The 7743-nt window shown below is 57.7% G+C and carries 6 protein-coding genes; 5 read left to right on the top strand and 1 reads right to left on the bottom strand.

Annotated features, from left to right (window positions below):
* Window positions 1-321 precede the first annotated feature (321 nt).
* The 5 genes from K1Y02_23605 to K1Y02_23585 all read left to right on the top strand — a co-directional run bounded on the left by K1Y02_23605 (window position 322) and on the right by K1Y02_23585 (window position 5898).
* Window positions 322-690 carry a DUF4405 domain-containing protein gene (locus tag K1Y02_23605; protein ID MBX7259369.1) on the top strand — a complete coding sequence of 123 codons (369 nt, stop codon included), beginning with the start codon at window positions 322-324 and terminating at the stop codon, window positions 688-690.
* Window positions 691-862: 172 nt separating this feature from the next.
* Window positions 863-2017, top strand: a complete 1155-nt coding sequence (gene sat, locus K1Y02_23600; protein ID MBX7259368.1) for a sulfate adenylyltransferase — start codon at window positions 863-865, stop codon at window positions 2015-2017.
* Window positions 2017-3408 (top strand): alkaline phosphatase family protein, encoded by a 1392-nt coding sequence (locus K1Y02_23595; protein MBX7259367.1) that lies wholly within the window; start codon window positions 2017-2019, stop codon window positions 3406-3408. Before sat ends, K1Y02_23595 begins: the two co-directional genes overlap by 1 nt.
* 224 nt (window positions 3409-3632) lie before the next feature.
* Window positions 3633-4691, top strand: coding sequence for a glycosyltransferase (locus K1Y02_23590; protein ID MBX7259366.1), 1059 nt, complete (start codon window positions 3633-3635; stop codon window positions 4689-4691).
* A gap of 13 nt (window positions 4692-4704) precedes the next feature.
* Window positions 4705-5898 (top strand): M24 family metallopeptidase, encoded by a 1194-nt coding sequence (locus tag K1Y02_23585; GenBank protein MBX7259365.1) that lies wholly within the window; start codon window positions 4705-4707, stop codon window positions 5896-5898.
* A gap of 1 nt (window position 5899) precedes the next feature.
* On the opposite strand, the gene K1Y02_23580 is transcribed toward K1Y02_23585, so the two are convergent.
* A partial coding sequence (locus tag K1Y02_23580; protein MBX7259364.1) for a VCBS repeat-containing protein occupies window positions 5900-7743 on the bottom strand: 1844 nt, incomplete at its 5' end.

The following is a 7743-nucleotide window of genomic DNA, read 5'->3' as shown; positions in this document are numbered from 1 at the left end:
ACCGTGATGACGGACCTAAAGCACTACCCAATTGCGCGAATCGACTCAACGGCACTCGCCGTTCCCTTGCATGTACGACCAACAAACACCAGTATACCTACACTCTGTTCCTGGTTCCACTTTTGCCACTCAAATACCCCTTGTACACCGGATATCCATTACGGATTCGTAATCCCGAATCGTCATAAACCGTTATCTGGCGGTGATATCGTCTTGATGGCCGCCGTAGAACTAACAATCTTCGAATAGGCGGGCCAAGGTCCAGACCTCTCCGGACGCCAGAAGCAGTCTTGGAATGTCGAACGCTAGGGGGAATACATCATGTTCAACACTATTTGCCGCAAATCCTGGGTCAGCCCGTTGACCGCATTCAGTTTTGTAGCCGTCGGCGCAACCGGTACCCTCCTGCTCTTCGGAGTTCACCTGCCCGCCATCAAGGGAATCCACGAATGGCTGGGCCTCTTGTTTGTGATTGCCGGGCTGGTTCACGTGATCCTGAACTGGCGGACCCTGCTGAGTTACCTCACCGCGCCCTCCGCGTTGGCCGCGCTCGCCGTCGTTGTTGTGCTGGGGATTCTCCTGTCCGCCATTCCCGGCGAGGGCCCGGAGCACCGTTTTGGGCCAGGCATGGGGCATCGTGAAGGTGCGGTCTACGGCACCAGCGCAGGCCCCGGTCTCCGCGCGGAATAAACGCGCGGCCCTCGGACTGAATAGCTGGCCGCTCAGTCACTGTACAGAAGAAGTAGCCTGTTTGCGCCCTGCATAGACAGGATGCTAGACTCCGCCTTCATCCAAGCGCCTGACAAGTCCGGGCGCTTGATCGACACACGTTTGACACCCCAACCCTTTACGGAGGTAGAGCATGTCATTGGCACCGCACGGCGGCACCTTAGTGGATCGTTTCCTGACCGGATCGGCTTTGGAAGCCGCCAAGCAGAAGGCGGCGCAATTGCCTCGAATCAAAGTCGATGCATACGCCGCTTTCGATATCGACTGTATCGCAAAAGGTATCTTCAGCCCCCTTACCGGTTTCATGAACGAAGCCGAAGTCCGTGGCGTCTTGGATACCATGCACCTCCGCCCGGGCATACCTTGGTCGATTCCCATTCTCCTTTCCGTGAGCACCGAAGAAGCAGCGAAGTTTGCCATCGGAACGGAAATCGCCATTGAAGATGATGAAGGCGACGTTGTCGCGATTCTGCACCTCGCCGAGAAATTCAGCGTGGACCATCGCGAAATTGCGGAGAAGACCTATCGCACGACCGATGAAGCGCACCCCGGCGTCGCCTATACGCTTCAACTTGGCGACGTGTTTCTGTCCGGCCCGCTGGATGTGCTCAAGGCGCGAACCATCGAGTTTCAGGAGTACAACCTCACGCCGAAAGAAACTCGCGCAGCCTTCGAACACCACGGTTGGAAGCGCATCGTCGCGTTCCAGACACGCAATCCCATCCACCGCGCGCATGAATACCTCACGAAATGCGCCTTGGAAGTGTGCGACGGGCTTCTCATTCACCCGCTCATGGGAACGACTAAGAGCGACGACATCCCCGGCAATGTCCGCATGGAGTGCTACAAGACCATCATCGACCACTACTACCCGAAAGCGCATACCATGCTTTCACTGATGCCCGTGAATATGCGCTATGCGGGGCCGCGTGAAGCCATCATGCACGCGATCATCCGCAAGAATTACGGGTGCACGCACTTCATTGTCGGACGCGACCACGCGGGCGTGGGCAATTATTACGGCACCTACGACGCGCATCACATCTTCCAGGAATTCGACCCGGCGGAGATCGGCATCACGCCGCTCTTCTTCGACCACACGTTCCACTGCAAGACGTGCGGCAACATGGGTTCGATCAAGTCCTGCCCGCACGATAAAGAACACCACGTCTTCTTGAGCGGCACCAAGGTGCGCGAGATGTTGAAGGCCGGAGAGATTCCCCCGGTGGAATTCACGCGACCGGAAGTCGCCAAAGTGCTCATCAAGTGGGCACAAGGCACGGCCTGATGAGTCAATCGCAGGTCAAACGTGTCTTGCTGATAGGACTGGACTGCGCCGCGCCGCAGTTTGTGTTCGGGCCTGGCGCGTTTGACCTGCCCAATCTTCACGCGCTTCAGCGGCGCGGGGGTTGGGGATTGCTGACCAGTTGCCATCCGCCCATCACGGTTCCCGCGTGGGCATGCATGATGTCGGGCAAAGACCCCGGTACGCTCGGCTGCTATGGATTTCGGAATCGCGCGGACTATTCCTACGAGGCATTGGCCACCCACGACGCAACGCACATCGTGGAGCCGCGCGTATGGGATATTCTCTCGCGCCACGGCAAGAAGTCCGTGGTGCTTGGCATGCCGCAGACCTATCCCCCAAGACCTCTGGAGGGATGTTTGGTCTCTGACTTTCTGACTCCGGATGCATCCTGCGACTATACCTATCCCAAGAGCCTTAAGCAGGAGATTGAAGCAAGAGTCGGCGAATACCTCTTCGACGTGAAGGATTTTCGCACCGAAGAGAAAGCCGGCCTTCTCAAGCGCATCTATGCGCTGACGGAAAACCGATTCAAAGTCGCGCGTCACCTATTGCAGACCAAGGAATGGGATTTCTTCGCGATGGTCGAGATGGGCCCAGACCGTCTCCATCACGGATTCTGGAGGTTCTGCGACTCGAAGCATCCGAAATACGTAGCGGGCAATCCGTTCGAGCATGCGTTCCGCGATTACTACCAATTCCTTGACACTCAGATTGGCGAACTCCTTTCCCTGGTCGACGAATCGACCGCTGTTCTCGTCGTGTCCGATCATGGCGCCCAGGCAATGAGAGGCGGCGTCTGCATAAATCAGTGGCTGATGGACCATGGGTACCTGAAACTGAAGACACCGGTCCATACGCCGACTCCGATCGAACAATGCGATATCGATTGGGATAGCACCCGGGCGTGGGCAGCGGGCGGCTACTATGCGCGGCTTATGATTAACGTGAAGGGACGTGAGGCCAAGGGCATCGTGCCTCTGAATGAGTACGAGGCCCTGAGGACCGAACTCAAGGACAAGCTCGAAATCATGGCCGGGCCGGACGGGCAGCCCCTCGGCACCCGGGTCTGCCGTCCCGAAGACCTGTACAAATCGGTAAAAGGCATCCCCCCCGACCTCTTTGTCTATTTCGGCGATCTCGCGTGGCGCGCCATCGGCACCGTCGCCCACGATTCGGTTTTTTCCACCGAGAACGACACCGGACCGGACGACGCCAATCACGATTACCACGGATTGCTCATCATGGACGACGGGGGGGAACGCGCCGGACGCCTCATTCGCGGCAAGTCGATACTGAACGTGGCCCCAACCGTCCTCAGCCTGTTGAACGTGCCCATTCCCGGCGATTTCCAGGCCGGACCGATTGAATGACGAGCCGCTTCGCGTTTTTGGTACAATCCCTCATGCTGCCGGTTAGCGCGTACTGGGGTAACGAAGCGGGAGTTTTGACCATCGCGTGCGCGCACCCAGCTTCCAACAGAACGTTGTTTTGACAGGGTGAAACGGCACGTCTATACAATGAGTACGAGTTACAGTTTTCGGGAGTCCCCAAATCCCTCGAACGGCTCACACACGAGTGAAGCCGGTTGCCTTCCATGCGGCTCGCGGTAAACGCAACTTCTTTCGAGCCCGGATACGACGAGGAAGACGTGTTCCTGCGCAGTCTTCTGGAGGCAATGCGCGCCGTCCAACCCGAAACGAATTTTGTTCTCCTTACAGATGAACACTCTCACGACACGTACGCCGGATGGGAGCGTGTCTATGTGGGCAAACCTGCCCCAGGTTCAAGCGCCGAGTCCGGTCCGCACGAAAAGAACATGGAGCGGGCAGTTCAATTGGCCCATCCGGACCTGGTTCTTAGCCCGCTTCAAACGGCCTTGGACATTCCGGCAAAAGTTCTTGTACCTATTGCGCTCGATTTGGGCTTCCTGGGTACAGGCGGGAAGTTGAGTCAATGGCGCAATCTAAGTATGCAGCGGGAAGCGAAACGAATTTGTTCGCAGCTCAACATCGTGCTCGCCCCCTCGGAGTACATCCGCCAGCAGTTGCTAAGCACTCTTGGAGTGGCCATGAACAAGGTGGTGGTGGCCCATCCTGGAGCGGATTCCGCATACGACGGATCCTACCCTTCCATTGCCGAAGAGCCCTTCCTGATGGCACTCAGCGACACGCGCCACCGTGAGCTGAACGGATTGCTGCGCACAGCGTTTGAGCGGCTGGAACCAGAGATGTCCCACTCGCTTGTCGTGGCCGGGCGCGAGGACGAAAATGAACCCGCGGACTGGGGAGCCAGGGTGCTAAGGGTGTTGTCGTGTCCGCCGGCCTATACGGCGGGATTGCTGCAACATAGCACGGCGTTCATTTGTACCTCATGTCACGAGGGCGCAGCGCTCAACGTATTGCGCGCTATGCGCGCCGGGGCGCGAATCATTGCCCCCCGCGTGGGCGGCATTGCTGAAATCGCAAGCACAGCGGCCATTTACTACAATCACGAAAACGCCGGTTCACTTGTAAGCGCCATAAAGCGATCCTTAACCGAAGACAGATCCGAGCGAACGGGCAACATCGAATACGGCAAGAAACGGTCCACGGAATTCACGTGGGAACGTTGCGCGTGGCGCACGCTCAATGCCCTTAAACGCGTCGGTGCATGAGGTTGAAAGGAAAATGACCGAACAGGAATTGATGCGCGTTCGTATCGCACTTCTTCAGGCCTTTCTCCGCGAACACAATCTAGACGGCATTCTTCTGTCCAGAACCGACAACTTTGCCATGGCCACGGGCGGCCGCCGGAATTACGTGGGAATCGCTTCGGACACGGGGGCTTGTTCGCTCTTCGTGAACAAGAACGGCGACGTGACTCTGATCACCAACAACATTGAAGAACCTCGCATCATGGAGGAAGAGTTGTCCGGTTGCGGATGCACGGCTCACCGATTCTTGTGGTTTGAAGGAAACGCTGCTCAAATCATCGCCAAAGAGTACAGCGGCGCGTTCGTTTCCGATGACGGATCCGTGGGCGACAACGTCAACTCGAAGTTGGCCTACCTTCGCGCGCTGCTGACACCGCTTGAGTTGGAGAAGTACCGCCTGTTGGGCCAACTCGCTGCCGAAGCGATGACTGCCACTTTGTCCGACGTGAAAGCGGGTATGTCTGAGGCTGATATTGCCGCGCGTCTCATAGCGGAAGGTGCGAAGCGACGTTGCCTCGTCCCTGTCTGCCTCGTAGCGGCGGACGCTCGAATCGCGCAGTATCGTCACCCCTTGCCAACCTGCGCGCACCTCGCCAGCGACGCGGTCTCCGAAAACTGCGTTCGCGGATACGTCATGGTGGTGGGTGGGTTCGTACGTGAAGGCCTCACGGTTTCCATCACGCGATTCAAGCGTGTGGGAGACGTCAAAACCGAAATACTCGAAGCGGAGAATCGCATCTGCGGCGTTGATGCCATGTTGCAGGAAGCTTGCGAACCCGGCAAGACCCTCGCAGACGTATTCTCCGTATGCCAGCGCGCTTACCGGGAATTGGGATTCGTGGGTACGGAGTGGCACAACCATCATCAGGGTGGAACAACAGGGTATGCGGGGCGCACCTTCAAAGGGTCGCCGCACGAGATGTTTCCCATACTGGACGAACTGTGGTCGTCGCGCGTCAAAGAAATCGCGGGCATAGACATCGAGTTTGGCCACGCGTTCGCATGGAATCCGTCTGCACCCGGGGTAAAATCGGAAGACACTTTCTTGCTTTACCCCGATGGCACGAAGCAAATCGTTACACTCACGCCTGCTTTTCCGACGATTGACTTGGAGGCCGTTCTGGAGAGGCCGACGCCTGTCGTAAAGTCCGGTTTCCTCGAAGCGTAGACTACCGTTCCAACGCGCGTGCAGGACCAATCGTCAGTTGGGGCCGTTCCGGCATCGTCAACGCGGCGTAAGAATAGAACGGATACACGCTCCATTCGACACACGCAAGTATGTCGGGCAACCCGTCGCCATTCACATCGCCGACATAGGGATGCGGACCATGCGCGGTAATGTTGATTGGCTCACCAAAACAGCACATGGGTTTGGGATCGGCAAAAACGGGATCGGTCTTGGTGCCGCAGTTCCGCAGGAGATGGATGCTGCTCTTGCCACCGTCCATTCCCGATAGACTGTACATAAGGTCCACGAGGCCGTCTTTGTCCCAGTCCACACTCTTGAATGATTCTGTCCAGTGCGCACTTCGACCTACGATCGCGTCGTCGATGGGCCGGCCGTCGGCAAGCGCCAGCGGCCTGTCCTTACGCAAGCGCAGTGCTCCGGATTCGTCTCGATACTGCACGAACAGCGTGAGTTTCCGGGTGGCACCATCGTGCGTTGCCAAGTCCATGAGGCCGTCGCCGTTGAAGTCGGCGAAGGCGGCCCCGGTTCTCCAAAAGAAGGGCTGATTATCCTGGTACGGATAAGGACTGTTCGGGACATTCTTATCACCGGCAAGTCTCGCGGACTCGGCGCGAAGTTCCGCCGAATCCGGGTATCCGTCGCAGATTATCTGGAGTTGCCTGCCAAATTGCGGGCTGGTGCGAGCGCCTTCGTTTCTATACCAGAATATTCGGTTGGTCTCGTTGGGCAGCATAAGGTCCGATAGCCCATCTCCGTCCCAATCCACCAACACCGGGTATGAATATCCCATGTTGTGCCAATTCGAGCCGCCCAGGATTTCATCGCGCAAGACGCGAATGGTACGCCCTTCGGACACGATGGCAACGGGCTCGGCATACCGGGGCCGTGCGCACGTTCCTTCGTTGATCGCGACGCGCGGCCAACCGTATCCACTACCGATAAGCAAGTCCAAGTCATTGTCGCCATCCCAATCACAAAGGTAAGGCCACGCCTGATCACTCAGACTCATGACCGCAGAATCGGAGAGGGCATCACCCGAATATCGAAACTCAACGTTCTCCTCGTCACTCTCGGTGCGCACGAAGACGCTCAGTCGCGTGTACACATTGTGAAAGACAACCAGGCCCGGTTGACCATCGATATCTGTTGCACTCAGAAAGTCGGATCGGCCTGTCGTAATTCCAGGAATTAGCTGCGGCGCTCCGAACCGGGGCGGGATTCCGCCAAGGTTCTTACGCCAGCGCACCACGTAGGACTGTACGTTGCCGCTCCCATCCGGCTCAAGGCAGACGGCATCCTTCAGATCGTCTCCGTCCACGCGACAGAAATCGGGGACCGATCCCGCTTCCAAGAGTTGCGCCTCTCCCGCGACAAACGGCCAGCCCGTCTCGCTGGCATTTGGTATCAGATAGGACCCGGCGATCACGTCTATTTTGCCGTCGCCGTTGAGATCCGTCAGGCGCAGCGAGTTCTGGGCTTTCTCGTCCGGGGGACTGTCAAAGCGCAGTCCCAACACGAAGTCAGGCATGCCGCCGGGTTCACGAGTGCCTGCATTGAGGTAGAACGACACGGTATTTGATGCGTTGGCACGAAGTGCAAAATCAACCAGGCCGTCTCCGTTCACATCTTCGAAATCAGCGAACATGTACCGTGTACTGATCACCTCCGCGGGCGAATCTGCACTCTCCTTCGACCGTACATGAATCAGGTCGCCGAATAGGAGACTCTTGTTAGAGTCAACGCGCGGATAGCACACGGGGCCATCCCACGGCTCGCCCGGTCGATACGCGTAGTTCCAACAACCCACGAGATCGGACAACCCGT

This window comes from Candidatus Hydrogenedentota bacterium, assembly GCA_019695095.1.
GTDB lineage: Bacteria > Hydrogenedentota > Hydrogenedentia > Hydrogenedentales > SLHB01 > JAIBAQ01.
The sequence above is the reverse complement of the archived record's forward strand: the minus strand, read 5'-3'. Positions and strand labels throughout refer to the sequence as shown.